Here is a 26,977-nt window from a genome sequence, read left to right as displayed (position 1 = left end):
CGACGCGGGGGGAGGAGGACACCCATGCGCAGAAGCTCTCGTAGGCTCCTCGGCACCTCCCTGCTCAGTGCCGCGCTCGCGGCCACCGCGCTCTCCGTCCCCGCCGCCCACGCGGCCACCCCGCAACTCGGCGTCGACCTGGCCGCCACGACCGGCGCCGTCCTGCACGGCGCCAACGGCTCGCTCTACGGGCTGAGCGACCAGGGCGTCCCCGGCGACAATCTGGTCGCCCCGCTGCACGTCACCACCATCGCGCAGAAGGCCCCCGACGGACTGCAGCACCCCAACGGCGACGCGCTCGCCGTGGAGCCCGGCTACAAGGCCGACGGCGGCGGCGACGTGCTGATCTACATGCAGGACATCTATGCCAAGTGGCCCTATGAGCAGCCGGGCATCAGCGACTATCTGGCCAAGGTCGACACCATGGTCCGCAAGGTCGCGGCCGGCCCGGACGCGGCGAAGTTCGTCTTCGTGCCCTTCAACGAGCCCGACTGGATCTGGTACAACCTGGGCGTCTCCGACGCCACCACCTACGCGGCCAACCGGGCGACCTTCGAGGCCGACTGGATCTCGGTCTACGACAAGATCCGCTCCATCATCCCCACCGCGCGGATCGCCGGGCCCAACGAGGCCAACTGGGACGCCCGCTTCATGGGCGACTTCTACCCCTGGGCCAAGGCCAACAACGTGCTGCCGACCATGACCACCTGGCACGAGCTCAACCCCGGTTCGCTCACCGGCTTCGACGCCCACATCGCCGCCTACCGCGCCCTGGAGAGCGCCGACGGCATCGCGGCCCTGCCCGTGGACATCGACGAGTACGGCAACCGCCGCGACCTCTCGGTGCCCGGCCAGATGATCCAGTGGATCTCCATGTTCGAACGGAACAAGGTCTACGCCGACCAGGCCTACTGGGACATCGCCGGCAACCTGGACGACAACGTCGGGCAGACGAACATCCCCAACGGCGACTGGTGGCTGCTTCGCTGGTACGCAGGACTGAGCGGGCAGACCGTCGCGGTGACGCCGCCTCAGCTCGACACCGTCGACACCCTGCAGGGCACCGCCTCGCTGGACACCTCGAAGAAGCAGGCCCAGGTGCTGCTCGGCGGCGCTTCCGGGTCTGTCAGCGCGGTGATCGAGCACATCCCGGCGGCGACCTTCGGCAGCCAGGTCGATGTGAGCGTGCAGCAGACGGCGTGGAGCGGGTACGAGGGCGCCGCCGCCGCGCCGCTGACGCTGGCCCGTACGACGTACACCGTCGCCGCTGACGGAAGCGTCACCGTCCCGCTCACCGGGCTCAACTCTCTTGCGGCCTACCGGATCACCGTGAACCCTGCGGGGACCGGAACGCCGACGGCTCCGGTGGTGCCCTGGACCGCCTCCTACGAGGCGGAGAACGCCGCCATCACCAACGGCACCGTCTACACCCAGGCCAGCCAGTCCAATGCCAACGGCTACACCAGCTCGGGCGGCAAGGACGTCGGCTCGCTCAACCAGTCCACCAGCAAGGTCGCCTTCACGGTCACCGTGCCGACCACCGGCAGTTACAACCTCGACGTCTTCTACGGCAACCAGTCCGGCGGCCCCGCCACCCAGACGCTGACCGTCGACGGCGGTTCCGCGCAGACCGTCGCCTACCCGTCCACGCTGAACTGGACCTACCGCAGCAAGGCCCCGGTCAGTCTCACGCTGAGCGCCGGTACGCACACGCTGACCCTGGCCAAGGGCACCAACGAGGTCACCCTCGACAAGATCGACCTGACCGCCGCGAGCGCCACGCCGGAGACCGTCTACGAGGCCACCTACGCGGACGCCACCGGGAGCCCGACGTACGACTACACCGCTTCCGGCACCACCGGAACCGGAGCCCTGGCCCTCTCCTCGGGCAGCACCGCGACCTTCGACGTGTACGCCCCCAAGGACGGCTACTACACCGTCCACACCGACTACTCCTCGGCCGGCGGCAGCACCGCCCTCAGCCTCGACGGCACCACGGCCGCGACGCTCGGCTCCACCGGCGGGACGCTCACCGACGCCGCCACCCGGCTCTACCTCTTCGCGGGCAACAACCGGATCAACCTCGCCCCGACCGGCAGCGGTCTCACCTCCGTGCGCGACCTGCGCGTCGACGGCTCCGGCGACACCACCGGCGTGACGAGCTACGAGGCCGAGAACGCCACCCTGGCCGGCACCGCCGTGGTGACCGCCGATGCGAACGCCTCGGGCGGGAAAGACGTCGGCTACATCGGCAACGGCGCGGCCAACACGCTCACGTTCCACGTGAACGCCCCGAGCGTCGGGCGCTACGTCATGCTGGTCCGCTACGCCAACGACCAGGTCTCAGGCAGCGGCAACTACAACACCAACGTCGTCTCCCGCGCCGCCCAGATCTCCGTCAACGGAGGTACCGCGCAGACCGTCATGTTCCGCAACACCTACAGCTGGTCGGGCTACTGGGCGCTGCCGGTCCCGGTGACGCTGACCTCCGGCGCCAACACCGTCACCTTCGCCAACCCCACCGCCTACGCGCCCAACATCGACCGCATCGACCTGGCACCGGTCACCGGCTGAGCCCGCAGCCGAACCCCTGGCCTGCGCTGCCGGCCAGGGGTTCGGCCTGAGGGTCAGGACGTGACGACGTTGTGGACCGGGTAGATCTTCGGCTGCACGTCGGGGAAGCCGATCTCGGCCAGGATCGGCATCAGGACCGTGCCGAACTGTTCGAACGACTCCTTGGACTCCCACACGTCCGCGACGAACCACCCGGACGGGCTGGGCCCCGCCACGTGTGAGATGAGCCCGGCCACCGGCCAGTCGGCGCGTGAGGTCATCTTGCCGCCGCCGGACAGCCGGGAGGTGGACTCGTCGTACTGGGCCTGGGTGACACCGGGAAGGTCGAACACGGCCACGATCGCCATGGTGAGCTCCGCTCTTGAGGGTTGCTCCGGGAAATCTGGATGTATCCCCCTCCGCCAGTTGACGCCGCAGTCTCCCGCCGCGCACGCCGCGTGGGCCGTTCGGCTCCGAGGCGCGCTGCTGCTCCACGCGTCAGGCCGCGGGTCCCGCCGTTCCGCCGGTGCCGGCGCCGTCGGGGCCGGCCAGGCGGGCGGCACGGATGGCGAGGTGGTGGCGTTCGGGGAGGCTGGCGGTGGCGCGGGAGGCGGCGCGGAAGAGTTCGGCCGCGCCGGCCCGGTCGCCGGCCATCTCGAGGAGATGGGCCCGCACCACGGTGACCCGGTGGTGGCCCTTCAGCCGGGGATCCGCCGCGAGGGCGTCCAGGGCGCTCAAGCCCGCCTGCGGGCCGTGCACCATGGCGGTGGCGACGACGCGGTTGAGCCCGACCACCGGATTCTCGGAGATGCGTTCGAGTACGCCGTAGAGGGCGAGGATCTGCGGCCAGTCGGTCTCCGCGGCCGTGGCGGCCTCGTCGTGGACGGCGGCGATCGCCGCCTGGACCTGGTACGGGCCCACCGGGCCCCTCGGGAGTGCGGCGGTGATCAGCGCGATCCCCTCGGCGATGGCCGCGCCGTCCCACCGGCCTCGGTCCTGCTCGGCCAGCGGGATCAGCTCGCCGCCTGGCCCCGTGCGGGCCGGGCTGCGGGCGTGGGTGAGCAGCATCAGTGCCAGCAGCCCGGCGACCTCGCTGTCCTCGGGCAGCAGCGCCTGCACGGCCCGGGTCAGCCGGATCGCCTCGCGGGCCAGTTCCACCCGTTGCAGGTCGTCGCCCACGCTGGTGGCGTAGCCCTCGTTGAAGATCAGGTAGAGGACGTGCAGTACCGCGTCGAGGCGCTCCGCCCAGCCGTCCCGTTCCGGCATCCGGAACGGGACGCCGGACGCCTTGATGCGCTGTTTCGCCCGGCTGATCCGCTGCCCCATCGTCGCCTCAGGCACCATGAACGCACGCGCGATCTCGGCCGTGGTCAGCCCGCCGACGCAGCGCAGGGCGAGTGCGAGGGCCGAGGGCGGCGACAGCACCGGGTGGCAGCACAGGAAGAGCAGCGTCAGCGTGTCGTCGCGCCCGGCCGCGTCCTCGGCGTCCGCCGCGGGCGCCGCCCGCCGGTCGTCCGGCACCTGCCGGGCGACCTGGTCCTCCCGACGGCGGCGCGCCTGCTCGCTGCGCACCTCCTCGGTCATCCGGCGCTGGGCGACCTGGATCAGCCAGCCGCGCGGGTTGCCGGGAATCCCCTCCTCGGGCCACTGCACGGCGGCGGCCAGCAGCGCCTCCTGGACGGCGTCCTCGGCGGCGGTGAAGTCCCCGAACCGTCGCGTGAGCACGCCGACGACCTGCGGCGCGAGCTCGCGCAGCAGGTCGTCGACGGGCACGGCCTCGACCGGCACGCGGGGGTCAGTCAGCGGTCACAGCTCCTCGGTCGGCGCCGACATCACCTGACGCACCTCGATCGGCATGTTCAGCGGCGCCCCACCGGGACCTGGCGCCGCCGACACCGCAGCGGCGATCTCCACGGCCCGCTCGGAGGTCTCGCAGTCGACGATCCACCAGCCGGCCACCCACTCCTTCGTCTCGGGGAAGGGTCCCTCGGTGACCACGGGCGCGCCGCCGCCGTGCGAGCGGACGATCTTCGCCGTGTCCGGCATCGCCAGCCCCTGCGCGTCGACCAGCTCGCCGGCGGCGGACAGCTTGGCGTTGGTGTCGCGCATGAAGCCGATATGCGCCTGGATCTCCTCGGGCGTCCAGGTGTCGATCGTCGGGAAGTCCGCCGTCGCCGTGCTGAACTGCATCAACAGCATGTACTTCATGTCCTGCTCCTCGGGCTCGCACGCCCTCGGGTGGGGCGCTCTCACTGACAGGTAGAAGCACGCTCCGCGATTTCGACACCCGGGCGAGAACTCTCCCGAACTATTTTGGGCTCAGTTGGCGAAGGTCGGGTCGGCGCCGCGCGGATTCGCCGACCTGTTCTTCGGTTCCTCCCAGGCTTCCTGGCGGCCGAGGGCGGTCAGGTCGAGGAAGGCGTAGGCGCCGCCGAGCGCCTCGCTGCCGCGCGCGAAGGTCGAGTAGGTGTGGAAGACGTCGTCACCCTCGCGCAGGAAGCAGCTGATGCCGGGCTGCTCCGAGGGGCCGTCCGTCAGCCAGTCCGCGTTCACCTCCGCGAGCTCGGTGGCGCTGCGGTAGTTGTACTCCACGGGCGCCACGGCGGGGTCCAGGGAGACGTGGAAGTCGTAGTTGAAGTCGCTGCCGTAGGAGGAGTACCACGGGAGCGACCAGCCCCGGCGCTGCCGGTACTGCTCCAACTTCTCCAGCGGCGTGCGCGAGACCAGAGCGAATTCGGTGTCGCGGATCCGCAGGTGGGCCAGCAGACCCTCGGGGATCTCGTCGACGCTGGCCGTGCAGCCGGGGCAGGCAGCCTCCCAGGCCGGGTCGAACATCACGTGCTGGACGATGAGCTGGCGCTTGCCCGCGAACAGATCGAGCAGGCCGGACTTTCCTTCGGCCGACTCGAACGTGTACTCCCTGTCCAGCCTTACCATCGGCAACCGCCGCCGATCGGCGTTGAGTGCGTCCTTGAGGCGGGTGAACTCCTTCTCCTTGGCCAACAGCTCCTTGCGGGCGACAAGCCATTCCTCGCGCGACACGATCTCCGGCAGGCTCATACGGTGCTCGCTCTCCGATCTCCGACGAACGGGCCCTGGCGGCCCGCCGTCCCTCGAAGACTTGGACGACGCGACTGCGAGAAACTAATCGGTCGTCAGAGCGTGAGCGGGAAACTGAATGTGGCGAAGAGCTCCGGGAGGAGGAAGCTGTGGAGCGCGCGGATGCGGTCGCCCTCGGGTTCCACCTCCAGCAGTTGCATCGAGAAGGCCCGGTGCCCGCCCCTGCCGTCCGAGCGGTAGTGGGCGAAGGCCGGGCAGCCGTTGGCGCTGGTCGGCAGCAGGCGCGAGCCGCGGCACTCGCTCCCCGGGCCGAGCATCCAGCGGCCGATCTCGTCGGCGCCCTGGATCCACAACGCGAAAGGGGGCATCTGCTGCACGGCGTCGTCGCGCAGCAGCGAGGTCAGCCGGGCCACGTCGTAGCGCTCGAAGGCGTCGACGTACTCGGCGAGGAGCCGGTGCCGGGCGGCGTCGTCCGGGCGGGAGGGCGGCGTGGGGAGGGCCGCCTGCCCGGCGAGGGTGACCCGGGCCCGCTGCAGGGCGCTGGTCACCGAAGCGGTGGTCGTGCCGAGCAGGTCGGCCACCTCGGCGGCCGTCAGACCCAGGACCTCGCGCAGGATCAGTACCGCCCGTTGGCGAGCGGGCAGGCACATGAGCGCGGCGACGAAGGCGAGCTGGACGCTCTCGCGCGAGGCGGCGAGCTCGGCCGGATCCGAGCTGTCGGGCAGCACCCGAGCGTCCGGGACCGGCAGCACCCAGCGCGTCTGCGGCAGAGCCGGGCCCAGCACCGGGTCGTTCGCCGACGTGGACGGGACCAGACCGATCGGCAGGGCGCGGCGCCTGCGCCCCCGCAGCATGTCGAGGCAGATGTTCGTCGCGATCCGGTACAGCCAGGTGCGCTGCGAGGAGCGTCCCTGGAACTCGGCCGCGCCCCGCCAGGCGCGCAGCATCGTCTCCTGCACCGCGTCCTCGGCCTCGAAGGGCGAACCGAGCATGCGATAGCAGTAGCTGGTCAACTCGCGGCGGTACTGCTCCAGTTCCGCCTCGTCCCGCAGGGCGGCTGCCGGAAAGTCGGACGACATGCTGCGGACCTTACGCCCCGCCTGTGACAACGTCCCCGAGGTGGCACCCGGTCAATCCGCGAGCTGGGGGTAGAGCGCGCCGAGATCGCCGGAGAGTGCGGCCTTGACCTGCCGGGTCGTCTCGTCGGCCAGGACCTCGTGCGCACCGGCCTCGATGCCGTCCAGCGCCTGTGCGGCGATGTCCTCGGGGCTGGCCTTCGGGGCGTCGACGCGGGCGGCCATGTCGGTGTCCACGTAAGCCATGTGCAGGCCCGTCACTCCGATGCCGCGAGGACGCAGTTCGAGGCGGAGCGAGTTGGTCTGGGACCACAGGGCGGCTTTGGAGGCGCTGTAGGAGCCGCCGTTGGCCAGCCAGGACAGGACGGAGTGGGCGTTGAGGATGTGCCCGCCCCCGTTGCGCTCGATGACCGGCACGAAGGCACGGGTCAGCAGCAGCGGACCGTAGAAGTTGGTCTCGAACTCGTGGCGCACGTCCTCGACAGGGGAGCCCAGGAAGGAGGCCCCGACCAGGGCGCCGGCATTGTTGATCAGGATGGTGACGTCCTTGGCCTGCTCGGCCGCGGCGGCGACGGAGGCGGGGTCGGTGACCTCCAGAGCCAGCGGGACCGCGTCGGGGTGGGTGACGGTGCGCGGGTCGCGGGCGGTGGCGTAGACCTTGGTGGCGCCGCGTGCGTACAGCTGCTCCACCAGCGCCTTGCCGATGCCGCGGCTGCCGCCGGTGACGAGGGCGACCGAGCCCTTGATCGAGGTCATGAGAAATCTCCTGTGCCTGGGGTGGTGCGGGCCTGGGGTGGCGGGGGTGCGTGCGCGAGGAAACCGATCGGTTTCCAGCTACCGTAAACCGATCGGTTTCCGTTTGTCGAGCCCCGCCGTAGGCTGGGCGCATGACGCCCGCGAACACCTCCACCTCTGCCTCCTCGACGCGTGACCGTCTGCTCGATGCGGCCGCGGAGCTCTTCTATCGGGAGGGCGTCCATGTCGGAGTCGAGGCGCTGTGCCGGACTGCGGGGGTGTCCAAGCGCTCGATGTACCAGTTGTTCGGGAGCAAGGACGAGGTCGTGGCGGCGAGCCTGGAGCGCCGCGTGCCCGACTACACGGCGCGGATGGTTCCCGCCGCCGAGGTCGGCCGGTCGCCGCGTGAGCGGATCCTCCACGTCTTCCGGAGCCTGGAGGAACTGTCGGCCGACCCGGCGTTCCGGGGCTGTCCGTTCGCGGCGACGGCGGTGGAGCTCAAGTCGCCGGAGCATCCGGCGCACGAGGTCGCCCGCGCCTACAAGGACGCGCTCACCCGCTTCTTCCGGCGGGAGGCCGAGCGGGGTGGGGCGCGTGAGCCCGAGCTGCTGGCGCGGCAGTTGACGGTGGTCTTCGACGGGTCCAGCGTCTGGGGTGTGGTCCAGGCGCGCGGCATCGACGGCCTCGCCGTGGCGACGGCCACGACCCTGCTGGACGCGGCAGGGGTGGAGTAGCTCTCGGCTTCGATGTTCGATATGTGACGCCACTGCGCTCGATTCGGTCGATTCGACGCTCGAATCAATCGTCCAGCCCGTGTCCTGTGCAGTATTGGACTGTATGGTTGGGCGCATCGCGTGTCGCGCTCATCCCTGACGCTCGCCGCGCGTGTGCACCCTGACCAGCGAGCAGCCAGGAACCCTCATGACGTCGCAGCCGCAACAGCCGCCCACCGTCGACTTCTTCGCCAGCGAGGCACTGCCCGCGCCCCGGGTCGGCGCCGATGAGGCCCGACGCATCGCCGAGCAGCTGAGCGGTCCGGAACGAGGCGCCCCGGCGCAGGTCCTGTCGCTCGGCAGCCAGCAGGACGCCAACTTCCTGCTCCGCGCCGAGGACGGCAGCGACCTCGCCGTGCTCAAGATCGCCAATCCGGCGTTCGGAGCGACCGAGATCGCGGCCCAGGACGACGCGGCGGATCTGCTCGCCGCAGCCTGTCCCGACCTGCGGATCGCCACCGTCCTGCGGCGGCCGGACCGGAGTCGGCAGGCCGCTGTGGTCGAGACGGAGTCCGGTCCGGTCACCGCTCGGCTGCTGCGGCACCTGCCCGGCGGCACGCTCTCCGGATCGCGTCATCTGTCGCCGCGTTCCGTCGCCGCGATGGGCAGGATCGCCGGCCGGGTCAGCGCTGCGCTGCGCGATTTCCGGCACCCCGGCCTGGACCGCGTCCTCCAGTGGGATCTCCAGTACGCCGACCGCGTCGTCGCCCTGCTGCTGGAGCACATCGCCGAGCCCGCCCAGCGCGCGGCCGTCGCAGCGGCGGCGGAGGACGCCTGGAGCCGGCTCGCCGCCGTGCGCGCGGAGCTGCCGCGCCAGGCGGTGCACCTGGACCTCACCGACGACAACCTGGTCGCCGCCGTCGGCGGCGTGCCGCCACGGCCGGACGGCGTGATCGACTTCGGCGACCTGACCACCAGCTGGGCCGTCTGCGAGCTCGCGGTGCCGCTCTCCTCGCTGCTGCACCACGCCGGCGTGGAGCCGCACCACGCGCTGCCGGCGATCCAGGCCTTCCACGCCGAGCGTCCGCTCAGCCGCGCTGAGGTGCGGGCACTGTGGCCGCTCGTCGTGCTCCGCGCCGCCACCCTCGTGGCCAGCGGACGCCACCAGGCCGCCGTGGACGGCGACAACGGCTACGTCCAGGCCGCGCTCGACCGCGAATGGCGGATCTTCGAGCAGGCCACCAGCGTCCCCGTGGACGTGATGACCGGACTGGTCCTCGACCGGCTCGGTCTGGCCGAGGAGCCGCAGGTCCCCGCCCCGACCGCCGGGCTGGTCGCGGGCCTGCAGCCGGGCGACGTCGCGCTGCTCGATCTGACCGCCGACGCGGACGCCATGGACCGCGGAGCCTGGCTGGAACCTGGCCTCGAGGACCGCCTCGCGCAGGCCCTCCTCGCCGACGGGCCGCACGTCGTCGCCGCGCCGTACGGAGCGGCGCGACTCACCCGCTCGCGCGTGCTCTCGGCCGACTCCCCGGCCACCGTCGCCACCGGGCTTGAGCTCTGGTTCGGCCGCGGGGCCGTGCTGCAGGCCCCCTGGGACGGCCGGGTGCTGAGCGCGGATGCCGGTCGACTGGAGCTCGTCTGCCGTGATCTGACGCTCCGTCTCTCCTGGAGTGCGGGCAAGGACGCCGCGCAGGGGGGAGCGGAGGTCCGCGCGGGCGAGGAACTGGCCGTACTGCCCGAGGGCGCGCGCCTGCACGTGTCGTTGCAGCGCGGCCCGCACGCCACCGACGCCGTACCGGAGGTGGTCCGACCCGAGTACGCCGCCGGCTGGCTGACGCTCACCGCCGACCCGTCCGCGCTGCTCGGACTGCCCGCCGCGCCCGCCACGGCGGGCGCCAACACGGCCCTGCTGGCCCGCCGCGCGGCCTCCTTCGCGACCGTGCAGGGGCACTACTACGACGACCCGCCCCGGATCGAGCGCGGCTGGCGCCACCACCTGGTCTCCGACCAGGGCCGCGCCTACCTCGACATCGTCAACAACGTGAGCGCGATCGGCCACGCCCACCCCGCCGTCGAGCGCGCGGTCGCGCGGCAGTTGCGCCGACTCAACACCAACTCGCGGTTCCACTACGCCTCGGTGGTCGAGTTCACCGAGCGCCTGGCCTCGCTCCTGCCGGAGCAGCTGGACACCGTCTTCCTGGTCAATTCCGGCTCCGAAGCGGTCGATCTGGGCCTCCGCCTCGCTATCGGCGCCACCGGGCAGCACGACGTCGTGGCCCTGCGCGAGGCGTACCACGGCTGGACCTACGCCTCCGACGCCGTCTCCACCTCGCTCCAGGACAACCCCAACGCCCTGGCCACCCGGCCCGGTTGGGTGCACACCGTGGACTCGCCCAACTCCTACCGCGGCCGCCACCGCGGCGCCGAGGCCGTCCGCTACGCGCCGGAGGCGGTCCAGGTCATCGACGAGCTCGCCGCGTCCGGGCGGGCGCCCGGGGCCTTCCTCGCCGAGACCTACTACGGCAACGCCGGTGGGGTGGCGCTGCCCGACGGCTACCTGGAGCAGGTCTACGCGGCCGTGCGGCGCCAAGGCGGCCTGGCGGTGGCGGACGAGGTGCAGGTCGGCTACGGGCGGCTCGGTCACTGGTTCTGGGGGTTCGAGCAGCAGCAGGTCGTCCCTGACATCGTCTGCGTGGCCAAAGCCATGGGCAACGGCCATCCGTTGGGCGCCGTGATCACCTCCAGGGCCGTTGCCGAGCGCTACCGCGACCAGGGCTACTTCTTCTCCTCGACCGGCGGCAGCCCCGTCTCCAGCGTCGTCGGCCTCACCGTCCTGGACGCCATCCGCGACGAGGACCTGCAGGGCAACGCGGTGCGCACCGGCGGTCGGCTCAAGGCGGGCCTGGAAGCGCTCGGCCGTCGACACCCGATCGTCGGCGCGGTCCACGGCTCGGGCCTCTACCTCGGCCTGGAACTGGTGCGCGACCGAGCCACGCTGGAGCCGGCCACCGAGGAGACCGCCGAGCTCTGCGACCGGATGCTCGACCTCGGCGTCGTGGTCCAGCCCACCGGGGACCACCTCAACGTCCTCAAGATCAAGCCGCCGCTCTGCATCGACGCCGAGGCGGTCGACTTCTTCACGGCCATGCTGGACCGCGCGCTGACCGAACTGGAGACGCCGACAGGCGGGCGGTGAGCGGAACCGGCGGACGGGCGTCCCGGCGAATATCGTGAACGGCATGACGGACGTGACGGACGACGTGACAGACAACGCGACGGGCAAGCTGACCGTGGGCGTGCTGGGCACCGGAATCATGGGCGCCGCGATGGCCCGCAACCTCGCCCGCGCGGGGCACGACACCAGGGCCTGGAACCGTACCCGGGCCAAGGCGGAGTCGCTGGCAGCTGACGGCGTCCACGTGGCCGACAGTCCGGCCGAGGCCGTGCGGGGCGCCGACGTCGTGCTCACCATGCTGCACGACGGCCCCGCCGTGCTGGAGGTGATGCGCGCCGCGGCTCCGGCCCTGCGCGCCGGCGCGGCCTGGGTGCAGTCGACCACCGTGGGCGTCGAGGCTGTCGGCGAACTGGCCGCGCTCGCGCGGCACCTGGGCCTGGTCCTCTTCGACGCCCCGGTGCTCGGCACCCGGCAGCCGGCCGAGGCGGGCCAGTTGTTGGTCCTCGCGGCCGGCCCGAGCGGGGAGCGGGAGCTCGTCACGCCGGTCCTCGACGTGATCGGCGCTCGCACGATGTGGACGGGCGAGGACGCCGCGGCGGGCAGCGCGACCAGACTGAAGTTGGTGGCCAACAGCTGGGTCCTCGCGGTCGCCAACGCGGTCGGCGAGACGCTGGCGCTGGCCCAGGGCCTCGGCGTGGACCCGCAGAGCTTCCTGGACGCCGTCGGCGGCGGCCCGCTCGACATGGGTTACCTGCAGGCCAAGGCCGCGCTGCTGCTGGAGGGCCGGCTCACCCCGGCGGCCTTCGCGGTGACCACCGCGGAGAAGGACGCCCGGCTCATCGTCCGGGCGGGGGCGCGGTACGGCGTCCGCCTCGACGTGGCGGCCGCCTGCGCCGAGCGCTTCGCCCGCGCCGCGGCCCAGGGCCACGGCGACGAGGACATGGCCGCCGCGTACTACGCCAGCTTCGACTCCCCGCCGCGCTGACGGCCGGCAGCGCCGACCTGCGCGAGGGCAGCCCACGGGGGATCATGAACCCGGAGCCGCTCCCGCGCGTATTCCCGGCAGGCCCGTCTCTCGGCGGCTCGCGGACCGATCGCCTCGCAGCAGGTGGGGCGGTGGTTCCGGCGGAAGAAGAGCACCATGAACCGTGTCATCGCCATCACAGCCGGTGCGGCCGCCGTCGCGACCCTCGCCGTCGGATGCAGCTCCAGCACCAAGAACTCGGTCTCCTCGCCGCCGTCCAGCAGCGCACCAGCGGCCACGACCGCCCTGCACGCCCAGAGCTCGAAGTATGGGCAGATCCTGGTCGACGGCTCCGGCCGCACGCTGTATCTGCTGACCGCCGACACCGGTGCGAAGTCGAGCTGCAACGGCACGTGTACGTCGGTGTGGCCGCCTGACCACACGACCGGCACCCCCACCAACAGCGGCGTGACCGCCTCCCTGGTCGGGACCACCACACGGACCGACCATACGGCGCAGGTCACCTACAAGGGCCACCCCCTGTACACCTTCGCCCAGGACTCCAAGGCCGGTGACGTCAACGGCGAGGGCATCGCGAGCTTCGGCGGCACCTGGTACGTCGTCGGCGTCGACGGCAACGCGATCACGAGCGTCCCCTCGACAGCGCCGTCGACCACGCCGTCGACCCCGGCGCCCAGCCCCTCGACAGGCGGGTACGGGTACTGAGACCGGCGCCATGACCGGCACTGAGGTGCAGCGTCGCGAACGCCGAGGACGGCACGGTGCGTGGGTCGGGGCGGCGTCGCTGGGCATCGTGCTGCTGGCCGCGGGGTGCGCGTCGGGTCACCCCGCGGCCCCGCCCCGCGCGGCGCCACCGCCGAGCCCGGAGCGGCGAGCGGAGGCCGCGCGGTATCTCGCCATCGCGGTCGCGGGGAACCGTCGCCTGGAGATCGACTTCGACCGGCTGGCGGGCCCCGATCGCGGACGACTCGCCGCCGCGCAGGCGGATCTGCGCGACGCTGCGGACACGGAGCGCCTGTTCGACCGCCGCCTGCTGGCCCTGACCTTTCCCCCGCAGACCGAGGCGGTCGCCCGACGCCTGGCCACGGTCAACGAGGCCCGCGCCGAGCTCACCACCACGGCCGCCGACGTCACCACGCTCCCGCTCCTGCGCCAGTACGAGGCGCGACTGACGGCGGCCAACGTTCCCGTCGAGGACGCGGTGACGACGATCCGCAGCCAACTCGGACTGCCACCCCCTTCCACGAGCTGAAGGTCACCAGTCACTCGCGCGGCGGGACCGGCGTCACTGACCGGTGACGCGGCAGCGCCGCGCGATGTTCGCGGGGGTCGCGGGCCTGTGCGTCGCTCCGCCGCTCCAGGCCCGGGACGAGCTGCGCTGGCAGGACGGGCCGCTGAGCGAGACGCGCTGGACGCCTTCACGTGGACGGCTTCGGAATGGTCCCTCTCGGCGAGGTCGTCGCGAACGGGCGCAGCTACGGCGTGGTGGCCCGTCGTCCGGGATCAGTGGGCTGCTGGGATAATCCGGCCATGGATGCGCGGACGAGTGAGTCGAGCACTTCGACGGGTTGGGCGCTGCGCTGCGCGGAGCAGGGCGACGTCGAGGTGATCGCGGAGCTGCGGGCGGCGGTGATGCGTCCGGATCTGGAGCGCCTGGGGCGGTTCGACGAGCACCGGGTCCGGCAGCGGCTGCGCGATTCCTTCTCGCCGCAGCACACGTCGGTCATCGTGGCGGACGGCGCTTTCGCGGGCTCCGTCACCGTGCGGCCGGCCGAGGATGGCCACTGGCTGGAGCATTTCTATCTCGACCCGGACCTCCAGGGCCGGGGGCTCGGCTCGGCAGTCCTGCGCACGCTTCTGGACCGGGCCGATGCCGACGGCATGCCCGTCCGCCTGAATGTCCTTCAGGGCAGCGCCGCCCGACGGCTGTACGAGCGCCATGGGTTCACGGTGGAGGGTCAGGACCCGATCGACGTCTTCATGGTGCGACAGCCGGGTTCGGCCACCGGCGAGGTGTGAGCGCCTCGGGAAATCCTGTGCGGAAGGTTGACGGCCGTATATGTGAGCGCTAACAATCTATCGGGACCCGCCCTCACCCCATCGTCGCTCCGGTTCACCTGGCGGAGCGGTGCCCCAGGGTCCCGGTCATTGTTAGCGCTCACATGCAATGCGACATCGCGTTCACCTACTCGCAGATCCCAGGAGTGTCCGGTGCGAGAGCAGATATCCGCCGAAGAGGCCGTCACCATCGGCGTCGACTACGGCACCCTCTCCGGGCGCGCCGTCGTCGTGCGCGTGCGTGACGGCGTCCAGCTAGGAGACGCGGTGCACGAGTACCGGCACGGTGTCGTCGAGCGGAACCTGCCCGGGGACAGCCGCCCCCTCCCGCCCGACTGGGCGCTGCAGATTCCCGAGGACTGGCGTGACGTGCTGCGCCACGCCGTTCCCGCCGCCCTCGCAGCCGCGGGAGTCACCCCCGAGCAGGTCACCGGCCTCGGCACCGACTTCACCGCCTGCACGGTGCTGCCCACCACCCGCGGTGGTACTCCGCTCTGCGAGCTGCCGCAGTTCGGCGAGCGTCCGCACGCCTACCCGAAGCTGTGGCGACACCACGCCGCGCAGGGCCAGGCGGATCGCATCAACGCCCTGGCCGAGCAGCGCGGGGAGCCCTGGCCGGCCAGGTACGGCGGGAAGATCTCCAGCGAGTGGGAGTACGCCAAGGCTCTGCAACTGCTCGAGGAGGACCCTGAGGTCTACCAGGCCGCCGAACGCTGGATCGAGGCGGCGGACTGGATCGTCTGGGAGCTCACCGGCGCGGAGAACCGCAACCTCTGCACCGCCGGATACAAGGGCATCCACCAGCCCGATCTGCTTCCCGGCAGCGGCCGTCCCGGAGCCGAGTTCCTGGCGGCGCTGCACCCCGACTTCGCCGGGTTCACCGAGAAGGTGGAGTTCCCCCTGTCTCCGCTCGGCGCGCGGGCGGGGGGTCTGAGCTCCCGGGCGGCGGCGTGGACCGGTCTGAATGAGGGCATTCCGGTCAGCGTGGGCAATGTCGACGCCCACGTCACCAACGCCGCCGCCCGGGCCCTGGAACCCGGCCACCTGCTGGCGATCATGGGCACCAGCACCTGCCACATCATGAACTCGGACCGGCTCTCCGAGGTGCCGGGCATGTGCGGAGTGGTCGCGGACGGCGTCGTGCCGGGCCTCTGGGGCTACGAGGCCGGGCAGTCCGGCGTCGGCGACATCTTCGGCTGGGCCGCGCGCACCGCGCTGCCGGAGGAGTACGCCCGCGAGGCCCGTGAACGCGGCATCAGCGCACACCAGTTGCTCACCGAGAAGGCCGCCGTCCAGCCGGTCGGCGCGCACGGGCTGGTGGCGCTGGACTGGCACAGCGGCAACCGCTCCGTCCTGGTGGACCACCATCTCTCCGGGCTGCTGCTCGGGCTGACTCTCGACACCCGCCCCGAGGAGATCTACCGGGCGCTGCTTGAGGCCACCGCCTTCGGCACCCGCACCATCGTCGAGGCGTTCGAGGAGTCCGGGGTGCCGGTCACCGAGTTCACCGTGGCCGGGGGACTGCCCAAGAACGCCTTCCTGATGCAGATCTACAGCGACGTGCTGCGTCGCCCGATCAACGTCATCGGGTCCGATCAGGGTCCGGCTCTCGGCTCCGCGATCCACGCGGCGGTCGCCGCAGGCGCCTACTCGGACATCCGGACCGCGTCCGAGGAGATGGGACGCGTCCATCGTGCCCTCTACACCCCGGATCCCGACCGCGCGCGGGCCTACGACCTGCTCTACGCCGAGTACCGGGAGCTGCACGACCACTTCGGGCGCGGTGGCTCCGGCGCGATGCACCGGCTGCGCGCCCTGCGCGACCAGGCCCGCACCGCCGCGAACCTGCCCGCGACCCTCTCCGACACGCTCCCCGACATGCACCCCGACCTCGACGGAGTCACCGCATGAGTGCCGCCGATATCAGCATCGAGACCCTGAAGATCGAGACCCTGAAGACCGAAGTCTGCGCGCTGCACGCGGAGTTGCTGCGCTGGGGGCTGGTCGCCTGGACCAGCGGCAACGTCTCCGCCCGGGTGCCAGGGCGGGACTTGATGGTCATCAAGCCCAGCGGCGTCTCCTACGACGACCTGACCCCGGACACGATGATCGTCACCGACCTGAACGGCAACGTCGTCGAGGGGTCGCACCAGCCGTCCTCCGACACGGCGGCGCATGCCTACGTGTACCGGAACATGCCCGAGGTCGGCGGGGTGGTGCACAGCCACTCGCCCTACGCCACCGCCTGGTCGGCGGTCGGCGAGCCCATCCCGTGCGCGATCACCGCGATGGGCGACGAGTTCGGGGACGACATCCCGGTCGGTCCGTTCGCGCTGATCGGGGACCACTCGATCGGCGAAGGCATCGTGGCCACGCTGAAGGACCACCGCTCGCCGGCGGTGCTGATGCGTCAGCACGGGGTGTTCACCATCGGCAGGAACGCCCAGGCGGCCGTGAAGGCCGCGGTGATGTGCGAGGACGTCGCCCGAACCGTCCATCTGGCCCGGCAGCTCGGGCCGGTGGCGCGGCTCGGCCAGGCCGACATCGACAAGTTGTACGACCGCTACCAGAACGTCTACGGCCAGCAGGCCGGCGAACCCCGGGGAGTCGAAGCATGAGCGAGGTCTGGTTCCTGACGGGAAGTCAGCATCTCTACGGGGCGGACACCCTGCGGCAGGTCGCGGAGCAGTCCCAGGCCATCGCCCGGCAGCTGACGGAGAGCGGGCGGCTGCCGGTGCAGCTGACGTGGAAGCCGGTGCTCACCGATGCGGCGGCCATCCGCCGGGTGATGCTGGAGGCGAACGCGGCCGACGAGTGCGTCGGCGTCGTCGCCTGGATGCATACCTTCTCCCCGGCGAAGATGTGGATCTCCGGGCTCGACGCTCTCGCCAAGCCGCTGCTGCACCTGCACACCCAGGCCCACGTCGAGATCCCCTGGGCCGGCCTGGACATGGACTTCATGAATCTCAATCAGGCCGCGCACGGCGACCGCGAGTTCGGTTACATCCAGGCCCGGCTCGGAGTCGCCCGCAAGACCGTGGCCGGCCACGTCAGCGACCCACGGGTGGCCGAGCGGACCGCGGCGTGGGCGCGGGCCGCGGTCGGCCGGGCCGAGCTGCGCAGCCTGAAGCTGGCGCGCTTCGGGGACAACATGCGCGACGTGGCGGTGACCGAGGGCGACAAGGTCGAGGCGCAACTGCGCTTCGGTGTCTCGGTCAACACCTACGGCGTCAACGACCTGGTGGCCGTCGTCGACGAGGTCGCCGACGCGGAGGCCGACGCGCTCGTCAAGGAGTACACCGAGCAGTACCGGCTGGCCCCGGAGCTCGCGCCGGGCGGGGAGCGGCACGAGTCGCTGCGCTACGCGGCCCGGATCGAGGCCGGGCTGCGGACCTTCCTGACCGAGGGCGGCTTCGGCGCGTTCACCACCAACTTCGAGGACCTGGGCGGACTGCGTCAGCTTCCTGGCCTGGCGGTGCAGCGGCTGATGGCCGACGGCTACGGCTTCGGCGGCGAGGGTGACTGGAAGACCTCCGCGCTGTTGCGCACGCTCAAGGCGATGGGCAGGGGCCTGCCGGGGGGGACCTCCTTCATGGAGGACTACACCTATCACCTGACGCCGGGCCAGGAGCTGATTCTCGGTGCGCACATGCTGGAGGTCTGCCCCAGCATCGCTGCCGCGCAGCCGAGTTGTGAGGTCCACGCGCTGGGTATCGGTGGCCGCGAGGACCCGGTCCGCCTGGTCTTCGACGCCGCGACCAGGCCCGCGGTCGTGGTCGGTCTGGCGGATGTGGGGGACCGGTTCCGGCTGGTGGCGAACGAGATCGACATCGTGGAGCCGCTGGAGCCGCTGCCCAGGCTTCCGGTGGCGCGTGCGGTGTGGGCGCCGAGGCCGGACCTGGCCACCTCGGCCGAGGCCTGGCTGACCGCCGGTGGCCCGCACCACACCGTGCTGTCCACGGCGGTGGGCGCCGAGGAACTGCACGACTTCGCGGAGATGACCGGCACCGAGCTCGCTCTGATCGACGCGGCCACCACCACGCGCCGCTTCACCCAGGAACTGCGCTGGAACCAGGCGTACCACCGGCTGGCGCAGGGCTTCTGACGCGGGGACTCACCACCCAGGGTGGCTTGTCGCGCACGCAGTTGATCAAGCAGAGCCGCGCGCCCCTGATGGTGCGACTGGCCCTCCGTGCCATGTCTCTGCCGCAGGCCGCCGTTGCACCCTCTTGCGGCGGCCCGCGGCAGGCGCCTGCCGTCTGCGCCGCGGCAGGCCTGGCAGGTGGGCGGGAGGCGTGCAGTGTGGCACGCGGCTGCTCCCGCTCACCGCGGCCGGAGCGTCCCAGGCGTGCCCAGGCCGAGGGCCTGCGGTGCGCCTGCGGTGAGCTGTCCGAGCACCGAGGGTGGCCGCTCCGTGCCCGGTGCCAGGCCACGCTCCAGGCCCGGCGCGACCCTGCCCGGGCGCTGCGCAAGAAACCCAAACGTGACCTGCACGACCCATTGACGGCAGCATTTGTGAACGCAAACAATCGAGTACCCCAGCGGAGCGGGCCTCTGACGGACACTCAGGGTCGCACGTTCACATCCTCAGCCCTTCCCCACGCAACCCCTTTCCAGGAGTCACCCATGCCGGCAGGTAGCACCGCGGACGGCGCACTGCCCGTGATGGCGGATGTGGCCCGGCTGGCCGGCGTGTCCCATCAGACCGTTTCGCGGGTCCTGAACGACAGGCCGAACGTGCGTCCTGAGACCAGGGAGCGGGTTCTCGTCGCGATCCGCGAACTGGACTACCGTCCCAACAGCGCCGCGCGCACCCTGGTCACCCGCAAGTCGCAGACGCTCGGTGTGATCAGCTTCGAGAGCACCCTGTACGGGCCCTCGCAGATGCTCTACGGCATCGAGCAGGCCGCCCGTGCGGCGAGCTACTTCATCAGCATCGCGAGCCTTCGCTACCAGGGCATCCACTCCGTCCACGAGGCCGTGGACCGGCTGCGGGACCAGGCCGTCGAGGGAATCGCGGTCATCGCCTCCCAGGGGTCCACCGTCGCGGCGCTGGCCCAGCGCGTCGGCACCGTCCCGATGGTGACCGTCGGCCCGACCGACTCCGGACAGCTGCCAGGGGCGGGCGTGAACAACCACGCCGGCGCGTTGGCGGCCGTGCGCTACCTGCTCGACCTCGGCCACGCCACCGTCCATCACGTCGCCGGCCCCAAGGACTGGCTGGAGGCGAACGCCCGCGAGGCGGGCTGGCGGCAGGCGCTGGACGAGCGGGGACGACAGGTGGTGCCCTGTCTGGCGGGGGACTGGTCGGCCCGCTCCGGCTACGAGGCCGGTTTCCGTCTGGCCGGCGACCTGACGGTGACCGCCGTGTTCTGCGCCAACGACCACATGGCGCTCGGGGTCCTGCGGGCGCTTCAGGAGAGCGGCCGACGGGTGCCTGAGGACATCAGCGTGGTCGGCTTCGACGACATCCCCGAGGCCGCCTTCCTGACACCGCCGCTGACCACCGTCCGGCAGGACTTCGGGGAACTCGGCCGTCGCGGCCTGGAACTGCTGCTCCAGCGCATCGAGAGTCCTCCCCTCCGCCCTTCCCCGCGCTCCAGGGCCACCGACCACCGGGTGGCGCTGGTTGCCCCCGAGCTGGTCCTGCGGGCCAGCAGCGGACGCCCACGCAGCAGGTGAGGGCGCCGCTTCAGGATTTCGCGCGCACGGTCCCGCATGGTCCCGTGTGAGCGATAACAAGGAGTCGTGCACCTTACGACGCTCCGGTTCACAGCACGTCTTTGCGCGATCCACCCCTTCTGGCAAAGATCGAGAGGAACGACCATGAGCGCTCGCACCACCCACCGGAACAGAGGCGCCCGTCTCGCGGCCGTGGCGGCCGTCGCGTCGCTGGCTCTGACCGCGACTGCCTGCAGCAAGCAGGGCGCCGGCAGCAGTGACGCCACCGGGTCCTCCTCGGGCGGCAGCTCTGCGCCGGCCGCGGCTCCGGTGATCCAGGGCGACATCACCTTCAACGACGACAACCTGACCAAGCTCGACGCCGCGCTCAAGTCCGCGCTCCAGGGCAAGGACGTGTCCAAGCTGGACCTGGCCATGGTCGTCAACGTGGCCGTGGACTACTGGAACGCGGGCAAGATCGGCTTCAACAAGGGGCTGTCCGACCTCGGTGTCAAGGGCACCTTCCAGGCTCCGGCCAATGGTCGGCTGGACCAGCAGCTGTCCATGATCCAGACCCTGCGCGGCCAGAACATCAGCGCCTTCTCGGTTTCGGCGATCGACCCGACCGCCATCAAGTCGCCGATCCAGGCCGCGAATTCGGCCGGGACGCCGGTGCTGGCCATCGACTCCCCGCTGCCCGCCGAAGACGGCGCGGCTCTCTACCTCGGGACCCCCAACTACACCGCGGGCCAGAAGGCCGGCGAGGCGATGAAGGCCGCCCTCGGTGGCAAGGGCGAGGTCGTCGTCCTGGTCGGCTCGCTCACCGCGTCCAACGCGGTCGAGCGGATCCAGGGCTTCGAGGACACCCTCAAGGGCACCGGCATCAAGGTGGTCAACAAGCTCGCCGACAACCTGGACGCCTCCAAGGCGCTCACCAACGCGCAGACCGCCATCCAGACCGACCCCAACGTCACCGGCCTGTACGGCGTCTACTCCTACGACGGCCCCTCGGCCGCGCAGGCGGTCCAGGCGGCGGGCAAGACGGGCCAGGTCAAGGTCGTCTCCGACGACAGCGACGCGCAGACCTTGAAGTTCATCCAGCAGGGGGTCATCCAGGCCACCGTGGTCCAGTCGCCCTACCAGCAGGGCTACACCGGCGCGTACCTGCTGGCCGCGCTGAAGGTGCTGGGCAAGGACGCCACGCTCGCGCTCGTCAAACCCTACCTGGAGTCCGACGGCACCACCCTCAGCTCCGGCGTCGGCGTGGTGACCCAGGGCAACCTGAGCGCGTTCCAGGCCAAGCAGACCGCGCTCGGCATCGCGGGGTGACCCAGGTGACCACCAACGCTCCCCACAGCGGCGCCGGACAGGCCACGGAAGCGGCGGCGGAAGCGGCCGCGGTCCTGCGCGCGGTGAAGAAGAGCTACGGGCCGGTCACCGTGCTGGACATCCCCGAGCTGGAGCTCAAGCGTGGTCAGATCACCTGCGTGGTAGGGGAGAACGGCGCCGGGAAGTCCACCCTCATGGGTGTGCTCTCCGGCACCGTCTCCCCGACCACGGGGGAGATCACGATCGCGGGCCGGTCCCTCCATCCGGGCAGGCCCGACCACGCCAAGGCCCTCGGCGTCAGCATGGTGGCGCAGGAGTTCCCGCTGGTCGGCGGCCTCAGCGTCGCCGAGAACCTGCTCCTCGGCCGGCACACCCGTGCCACCCAGAACGCCGGGCTGCTGCGCCGCGCCCTCTTCGACCGGGCCGGCACCCGCCGCGAGGCCCGGCGACTGCTCCAGGACGTCGGCGTCGAAGGCGTCGACGTCGACCGGCCGGTGGCTCAACTGCCGGTCCCGCTCCGGCAGATGATTGAGATCGCCAAGGGCTGGGGGAACCGGCCGTTGGTGCTCGTCCTCGACGAACCCACCTCCTCGCTCGGGCCGGTGGAAGCCGGGAAGGTCCTCGACCTCGCCCGTCGGCACACCGCTGACGGGGGCGCTGTCCTGTTCATCGGCCACCGCCTCGACGAGGTCAGGGACATCGCCGACCGCGTCGTCGTGCTGCGCGGCGGCAGGCTGGTGGCCGACCTCACCCCCGAGGAGGCCACCGAGGAGCGGATGATCCGCGAGATGGTCGGCAGCGAACTGGCCCGCAGCGACATCGCACCGCCCGCGTCCGTGGAGTCCCGCACCGTGCTGGTCGCCCGCGGGCTGACCGCGGACGGCCTCGGCCCGGTCGACCTGGAGCTGCGCGCCGGCGAGATCGTCGGCGTGGCCGGACTGATGGGATCGGGCCGCAGCCGCCTGCTGCACAGCATCATGGGCGCGCAGCCCCGCACCGGCGGGGAGGTGGAGCTGAACGGCAAGCGGTTCCACCCGCGTCACCCGGCCGAGGCAGTCGCCGCCGGTGTCGGCCTCGTGCCCGAGGACCGCAAGGAGCAGTCCCTGCTCCTCCAGCACCCGGTCCGCTGGAACGCCACCCTGGCCACCCTGCGCCGCGACTCGTGGCGGGGCGTGCTCAGCCCCAAGGGCGACAAGGACCGTTCCCGGCAGATCGTCGAGGACCTGGGTGTGCGGATGCATTCACAGGAACAGCCGGTCGGCTCGCTGTCCGGCGGCAATCAGCAGAAGGTCGTCTTCGGGCGCTGGCTGCACACCGACCCCGATCTGCTGCTGCTCGACGAGCCCACGCGCGGCGTGGACGTCGGCGCGAAGGCGGAGATCTACCACCTCATCGACAAGGCGGCCCAGCACGGCCTGGCGGTCCTCGTGGCCTCCTCCGAACTGGAGGAACTGCTGTGGATCTGTCATCGGATCGTCGTCATGGCTCACGGGCGGATCGTCGCCGACCTGCAACGGGAGCAGTTCAGCAAGGAACGGATCATGACAGCTGCCGCGGGAACGCAGCCGCTGACCGCAAGCACGGAGGCAACGGCATGACCACCCAGACCGCTCCCGCCCGTGAGGGCGCGGAGGCGCCCGTTCGGAACCGGCTGCGCGCCCTGGTCGACACTCCCGAGGTCGGCGTCGTCGTCGCCTGCATCGCGGTGTTCATCGCACTCGCGCTCGCCCGCGACACCTTCGCCAGCGCGGTCAACCTCCAGGGCATGGGCTTCGACCTGGCCCAGTACGGACTCATCGCGATCGGCGAGTCGCTGGTGATCCTGACCGGCGGCATCGACCTCTCGGTCGGGGCGCTGCTGGGCACCTCGGTGATCCTGATGTCCTGGTTCAACGTCCGGGCCGGCCTGCCGGCAGGCGTGGCGGTGCTCGCCACGCTGGCGATCACCGGGTTGGTGGGTCTCTGGCACGGCCTGGCCGTGACCCGGCTGAAGATGCCGCCGTTCGTGGTGACCCTGGTGACCTACACCGTCGCCCAGGGCGTGACGCTGGCGATCACCTCGGGCACGTCGATCGTGGGCATCTCCGGGTTCTTCGGCAATGTGGGGCAGACCTACCTGGCCCAGATCCCGGTCCCGCTGGTGCTCTTCGTGATCGTGGCGGTGCTGGCCTGGTTCTTCCTGGAGCGGACCTATGCCGGCCGCCAGGTCTACGCGGTCGGCGGCAATCCTGAGGCGGCCCGGCTGGCCGGTATCCGGGGGAACCGGCGGATCGTGTCGATGTACGTGACCTCGTCGTTGCTGTCGGGACTCGCGTCGATGCTGGTGCTCGGCCGCATGGGCGTGGGCTCCGCCAGCGGTGTCGGCGTCGGGTGGGAGCTGTCGGCGATCGCGGCGGCGGTCATCGGCGGCGTCAGCCTGACGGGTGGGCAGGGGCGAATCCTCGGGATCGTGGCCGGCACGGTCCTGCTGGAGCTGATCAACAACGGCCTCACGACGCTTCAGATCAACTCCAACTACACGAACATCGTCCTCGGCGGCGTCCTCGGCGTGGCGATCCTCGCGGACCGGCTCCGCGCCAGGCAGCTGGCCAAGCGCTCCTGAACCGGCCGGTGTGTGCGTGAGGGCCTCACCTGCCGACCAGGCACGCACAGCCGTCATTCACACACCGGCCCGCATCCCGACCTCGGACGAAGGACCCCATGCTGCACGTCTCCCGCGAGTCCTCCGCGCGTCTTCCTGACGGCAGGCGGGTGGACCGATGGACTTTCGGCTCCGACGACGCGGTGACCGCGCAGATGCTCACCCTCGGCGCCACGCTGAGCGCCCTGCATGTCCCCGACTGCCGGGGGCGCCGGTCGAACGTTGTGCTCTCCGCCGCTGACCCCGCCCAACTGCTGGGGGAGGCACGCTACTTCGGCGCCACCATCGGGCGCTGTGCGAACCGCGTCAGCGGTGGCCGACTTCCCGTCGGCGCAACCGTTCATGAGCTTCCCCGCAACGAGAACGACCGCCACACCCTCCACGGCGGCCCCGGAGGCTTCGACGACCGCATATGGGAGGCCCAGCCCTTCCGCGACGACAACCGTGTCGGCGTCGCGTTCCACCTCCACAGCGATGACGGCGACCAGGGCTTTCCCGGCGCAGTCGATGTCACAGCGATCTACAGCCTCGACACCGATGGGACCCTGACCGTCGACTATCACGCGGTCACCGACGCCCCGACGGTGATCAACCTGACCAATCACGCCTACTTCAACCTGGCAGGAGAGGGCAGCGGCGACGTGCTGGACCATGTCCTGCACATCGCCGCCGACAGCTACACCCCCGTCGACCAGGAACTCATCCCTCTCCTGGGAGAGGCGGCACCCGTGGTCGGCACGCCCTTCGACTTCGTCACCCCCCGGCCGCTGGGGCAGCTGATCGCAGCCGACCACCCTCAGCTGCGGATCGCAGGCGGCGGGTACGACCACAACTGGGTGCTGTACCCCCGTAGGAACCAAAGCCCCGAGCTCGCGGCGACGCTGTGGCACCCGGCCTCGGGGAGACATCTGGAGTGCCTGACCACCGAGCCGGGGCTCCAGGTGTACACGGGCAACCTGTTCGACGGCAGCATCACCGGCCCGGGTGGGCGCCCCTATCTCCCCTTCGCGGGCATCGCCCTGGAGACCCAGCACTTCCCCGACTCACCGAACCGGCCCCAGTTTCCCTCCACCGTGCTGCGGCCGGGTCAGGTCTTCCGCTCGACGACGGCCTACCGGTTCACGGCCGGTTGAGGGCGCAACGCCACCTGCCCGCCGGTACCGGGATCGGTACCGACGGGCAGGTGCGGAGAGCGGGCAGCGACCTGGGTCAGTAACCGCTCGTGCCGTACGCGATGTTCTCGAAGGCGCCGTAGGTGGCGTTCGCGTAGCGGACCGCGGCGATGATGTTGTCGACCGGGTTCATGATGTCCTGGTGACCGGGCAGCGAGTAGGTGGCGAACGTCGGCTGGATCACCTGCATCAGGCCCTCGGAGGGGGTTCCGGCCTGCGCGTTGGAGTCCCAGTTGTTGACCGCGTTCGGGTTGCCCGAGGACTCGGTCATCGCACGGGCGGTGATCGCGTCGGCCGGCGGCACGTGGTCGCCGTTGGCGGCGAGAACGGCCTGCGCCTGGGCGATCCAGCCGGACAGGTCGTTGGAGTAGGTCGGCGTCGCGGCGGCCTTCGCGGCGGCAGCGGCGGCGGCCTGGGCAGCGGCCTGAGCCTTCGCCTGGGCGGCGGCCTGAGCCTGGGCCTGTGCGGCGGCCTGGGCCTGAGCATCGGCCTTGGCCTTCGCGGCAGCCTGAGCCTGCGCGGCGGCCTTCGCCTTGGCGGCAGCCTGGGCCTGCGCGGCGGCCTTCGCCTTGGCGGCAGCCTCGGCCTTCGCCTTCGCGGCGGCCTGGGCCTTGGCGTCGGCCTCGGCCTTCGCCTTGGCGGCGGCGGCCTTCGCAGCCGCCGAGGCCTGGGCCCCGAGGGCGGCCCGCTGCTCGGAACGGTTCGCGGCGTCGCTGGCTGCGCGCGCGGCGGCCTGGGTGCTCGCCGCGGTGGCGATGTGGGTCGTTCCCGAACCGCCGCCGGTGAGGGCGACGGCGGTGCCGGTGGCAGCGCCGGTAACGAGAAGGGCGGCGCCGATGCCGGCGGAGAGGCGCTTGTTGAGGCGCACCGCGGAGAGACGCTTGTTGAGCTGGGCGAGAGAGATCCGCAGGTTCTGGCGACGGTGACGCATGACACTCCAATGTCGACGGGACTGCCCAAGACCGAGGGCGTACGGATCCACGCGCTCGCCGAATCGGCGTCGCTGCGAGGGGAGTTCGCACGCCCGGTGGCTTTCGGGACTGGCCCGACCGAGCAGGGGAACGGCTCAGCGGGGATGTTCGGCACTCGGTGCGCCGTCCACTGGGCTCCCGGCAGGCTCTCTGTCCGCCTGCCTCGTGCACCGTCACACGGTCTTTACAAGCGGAGCAAGCGTTACCGCCGGTAAAGTGCGACACGCCACAAAAGGGCCGTGACCTGCGTCTCAGCTGGCCTCTTGGCGGCGGGTACAACCTCCGTCTTTGTCTGTTTTGTTCGTAAATGGGAGCCAGGCTCCGTCCGGGTCGACAGGCTTTCCGCGGCCGGCCCACGACGAGCCGAGCCGTTCCGCGGCCATGACAGAGCCGCCCTGCGCGAGGCTCAGGCGCAGAGGTGTCTACCGGAGGGTGACCACGGAGGCCATCCACTGGTGCCGGCCGCGTAGGTCCCGGTCGTGGACACGATCTGGTGGGCGGTGGCGAGCTGGTCCTCGGAGACGAAGAGGGTCGGCTGGGCGGTGAAGCGAGCTCCAGGTCGCGTTCTCGCCGCCCTTCGCGCCAACTCCGCCTCTTGCCTCCGCAGCACCAGATCGAGTCCGACCTGCAGGCTCACCGTGCGCAGCGCACCCGGCCGTTCGCGCGAGGGTCGAAGCAGCGCGAGGTCGGCCAGCTCGTCGCAGGCGCCGTGCCCCTGGTGCTCCGGCAGGCCGGACGAGGCCACCAGCTCGGACAGGCCGTAGTCGGGATGCTCCAGCATCTCGGCGTAGACGACGCGCGCGACCGGACTCAGCCCGAGCAGGCTCAGCACCGTCGGACCGCAG

Annotated in this window: 23 protein-coding genes; 15 read left to right on the top strand and 8 right to left on the bottom strand. The window is 71.3% G+C overall.

Going from position 1 to position 26,977, the window contains the following annotated elements; all coding sequences use genetic code 11:
* Positions 1–24: 24 nt before the first annotated feature.
* Positions 25–2,574, top strand: coding sequence for a CBM35 domain-containing protein (locus tag ABIA32_RS02780; RefSeq protein WP_370092124.1), 2,550 nt, complete (start codon positions 25–27; stop codon positions 2,572–2,574).
* 53 nt (positions 2,575–2,627) lie between these two features.
* On the opposite strand, the gene ABIA32_RS02775 is transcribed toward ABIA32_RS02780, so the two are convergent.
* From ABIA32_RS02775 to ABIA32_RS02750, 6 genes are all read right to left on the bottom strand, one after another.
* Positions 2,628–2,921 carry a hypothetical protein gene (locus ABIA32_RS02775; RefSeq protein WP_370092123.1) on the bottom strand — a complete coding sequence of 98 codons (294 nt, stop codon included), beginning with the start codon at positions 2,919–2,921 and terminating at the stop codon, positions 2,628–2,630.
* Positions 2,922–3,051: 130 nt separating this feature from the next.
* Complete coding sequence (locus ABIA32_RS02770; RefSeq protein ID WP_370092122.1) at positions 3,052–4,341, bottom strand: RNA polymerase sigma factor; 1,290 nt, start codon at positions 4,339–4,341, stop codon at positions 3,052–3,054.
* A gap of 18 nt (positions 4,342–4,359) precedes the next feature.
* Entirely contained in the window at positions 4,360–4,761 is a 402-nt protein-coding gene (locus ABIA32_RS02765; protein WP_370092121.1) for a YciI family protein, read from the bottom strand.
* A gap of 111 nt (positions 4,762–4,872) precedes the next feature.
* Positions 4,873–5,613, bottom strand: a complete 741-nt coding sequence (locus ABIA32_RS02760) for a DUF899 domain-containing protein (protein WP_370092120.1) — start codon at positions 5,611–5,613, stop codon at positions 4,873–4,875.
* Between the two features lie 95 nt (positions 5,614–5,708).
* Entirely contained in the window at positions 5,709–6,692 is a 984-nt protein-coding gene (locus tag ABIA32_RS02755; protein ID WP_370092119.1) for a sigma-70 family RNA polymerase sigma factor, read from the bottom strand.
* Between the two features lie 51 nt (positions 6,693–6,743).
* The gene (locus tag ABIA32_RS02750; RefSeq protein ID WP_370092118.1) at positions 6,744–7,445 is read right to left on the bottom strand and encodes an SDR family oxidoreductase; all 702 of its coding nucleotides are present in this window, start codon (positions 7,443–7,445) and stop codon (positions 6,744–6,746) included.
* Between the two features lie 131 nt (positions 7,446–7,576).
* On the opposite strand from ABIA32_RS02750, the gene ABIA32_RS02745 reads away from it, so the two are divergent.
* From ABIA32_RS02745 to ABIA32_RS02680, 14 genes are all read left to right on the top strand, one after another.
* The gene (locus ABIA32_RS02745) at positions 7,577–8,158 is read left to right on the top strand and encodes a TetR/AcrR family transcriptional regulator (RefSeq protein WP_370092117.1); all 582 of its coding nucleotides are present in this window, start codon (positions 7,577–7,579) and stop codon (positions 8,156–8,158) included.
* A 187-nt stretch (positions 8,159–8,345) separates the two neighbouring features.
* Positions 8,346–11,336: an aminotransferase gene (locus tag ABIA32_RS02740; RefSeq protein ID WP_370092116.1), complete on the top strand. Its 2,991-nt coding sequence runs from the start codon at positions 8,346–8,348 to the stop codon at positions 11,334–11,336.
* 43 nt (positions 11,337–11,379) lie between these two features.
* Positions 11,380–12,300, top strand: a complete 921-nt coding sequence (locus ABIA32_RS02735; RefSeq protein ID WP_370092115.1) for an NAD(P)-dependent oxidoreductase — start codon at positions 11,380–11,382, stop codon at positions 12,298–12,300.
* A gap of 156 nt (positions 12,301–12,456) precedes the next feature.
* Positions 12,457–13,005, top strand: coding sequence for a hypothetical protein (locus tag ABIA32_RS02730; RefSeq protein ID WP_370092114.1), 549 nt, complete (start codon positions 12,457–12,459; stop codon positions 13,003–13,005).
* Positions 13,006–13,015: 10 nt separating this feature from the next.
* Positions 13,016–13,552, top strand: coding sequence for a hypothetical protein (locus ABIA32_RS02725; protein ID WP_370092113.1), 537 nt, complete (start codon positions 13,016–13,018; stop codon positions 13,550–13,552).
* Between the two features lie 278 nt (positions 13,553–13,830).
* Positions 13,831–14,319, top strand: a complete 489-nt coding sequence (locus tag ABIA32_RS02720) for a GNAT family N-acetyltransferase (RefSeq protein WP_370092442.1) — start codon at positions 13,831–13,833, stop codon at positions 14,317–14,319.
* Positions 14,320–14,511: 192 nt separating this feature from the next.
* Complete coding sequence (gene araB / locus ABIA32_RS02715) at positions 14,512–16,269, top strand: ribulokinase (RefSeq protein ID WP_370092112.1); 1,758 nt, start codon at positions 14,512–14,514, stop codon at positions 16,267–16,269.
* The gene (locus ABIA32_RS02710) at positions 16,266–16,976 is read left to right on the top strand and encodes an L-ribulose-5-phosphate 4-epimerase (protein ID WP_370092111.1); all 711 of its coding nucleotides are present in this window, start codon (positions 16,266–16,268) and stop codon (positions 16,974–16,976) included. The genes araB and ABIA32_RS02710 overlap by 4 nt, the downstream gene beginning before the upstream one ends.
* Positions 16,973–18,463 (top strand): L-arabinose isomerase, encoded by a 1,491-nt coding sequence (araA, locus tag ABIA32_RS02705; protein ID WP_370092110.1) that lies wholly within the window; start codon positions 16,973–16,975, stop codon positions 18,461–18,463. The genes ABIA32_RS02710 and araA overlap by 4 nt, the downstream gene beginning before the upstream one ends.
* Positions 18,464–18,984: 521 nt before the next feature.
* Complete coding sequence (locus ABIA32_RS02700) at positions 18,985–20,040, top strand: LacI family DNA-binding transcriptional regulator (RefSeq protein ID WP_370092109.1); 1,056 nt, start codon at positions 18,985–18,987, stop codon at positions 20,038–20,040.
* Between the two features lie 144 nt (positions 20,041–20,184).
* On the top strand, positions 20,185–21,348 hold the full coding sequence (locus ABIA32_RS02695; protein ID WP_370092108.1) for a substrate-binding domain-containing protein: 1,164 nt from the start codon (positions 20,185–20,187) through the stop codon (positions 21,346–21,348).
* Positions 21,349–21,353: 5 nt separating this feature from the next.
* Positions 21,354–22,946, top strand: coding sequence for a sugar ABC transporter ATP-binding protein (locus ABIA32_RS02690; RefSeq protein WP_370092107.1), 1,593 nt, complete (start codon positions 21,354–21,356; stop codon positions 22,944–22,946).
* Positions 22,943–23,950 carry an ABC transporter permease gene (locus ABIA32_RS02685; protein WP_370092106.1) on the top strand — a complete coding sequence of 336 codons (1,008 nt, stop codon included), beginning with the start codon at positions 22,943–22,945 and terminating at the stop codon, positions 23,948–23,950. The genes ABIA32_RS02690 and ABIA32_RS02685 overlap by 4 nt, the downstream gene beginning before the upstream one ends.
* A 98-nt stretch (positions 23,951–24,048) precedes the next feature.
* Positions 24,049–25,122 (top strand): aldose epimerase family protein, encoded by a 1,074-nt coding sequence (locus tag ABIA32_RS02680; RefSeq protein ID WP_370092105.1) that lies wholly within the window; start codon positions 24,049–24,051, stop codon positions 25,120–25,122.
* 76 nt (positions 25,123–25,198) lie between these two features.
* Here the strand turns inward: ABIA32_RS02680 and ABIA32_RS02675 are convergent, their stop codons facing one another.
* Positions 25,199–26,092, bottom strand: a complete 894-nt coding sequence (locus ABIA32_RS02675) for a lytic transglycosylase (RefSeq protein WP_370092104.1) — start codon at positions 26,090–26,092, stop codon at positions 25,199–25,201.
* A 446-nt stretch (positions 26,093–26,538) separates the two neighbouring features.
* On the bottom strand, positions 26,539–26,964 hold the full coding sequence (locus ABIA32_RS02670) for a hypothetical protein (RefSeq protein WP_370092103.1): 426 nt from the start codon (positions 26,962–26,964) through the stop codon (positions 26,539–26,541).
* Positions 26,965–26,977 lie beyond the last annotated feature (13 nt).

Source organism: Streptacidiphilus sp. MAP12-20 (assembly GCF_041262525.1).
Lineage (GTDB): Bacteria > Actinomycetota > Actinomycetes > Streptomycetales > Streptomycetaceae > Streptacidiphilus.
The sequence above is the reverse complement of the archived record's forward strand: the minus strand, read 5'-3'. Positions and strand labels throughout refer to the sequence as shown.